The organism is Flavobacterium sp. UGB4466, from assembly GCF_903469665.1.
Taxonomy (GTDB): Bacteria; Bacteroidota; Bacteroidia; order Flavobacteriales; family Flavobacteriaceae; genus Flavobacterium; species Flavobacterium lipolyticum.
Window position 1 is genome coordinate 1 of the sequence record NZ_CAGKLC010000292.1, and the last position, 341, is coordinate 341.

1 protein-coding gene is annotated in these 341 nt (G+C 49.6%); it reads left to right on the plus strand.

Features of this window, described 5'->3' with window-relative positions:
- A partial coding sequence (locus tag JO950_RS22115; RefSeq protein ID WP_202704566.1) for a hypothetical protein occupies positions 1 to 341 on the plus strand: 341 nt, incomplete at both ends.

Sequence of the window (341 nt, forward strand, 5' to 3'; positions counted from 1 at the left end):
AAAACCTTAACTGCTACACCGGCAGGAGGTACGTGGAGCATTGTTTCAGGAGGCGGAAGCATCACAGGATCGGTTTACACCCCAGCTGATGTTACAGCAGATACAGCGGTAACGATAAGATACACAGTTGCTTCTAACGGAAGTTGTGCTGCTAGCAGTTCAGATGTTACCTTCACGGTGAATGCTTTTGCAGGCACCGCCAATAATACCACTCCAACAACCGCTATTTGTGAGACCGCTACCAAAACCTTAACTGCTACACCGGCAGGAGGTACCTGGAGCATTGTTTCAGGAGGCGGAAGCATCACAGGATCGGTTTACACCCCAGCTAATGTTACAGC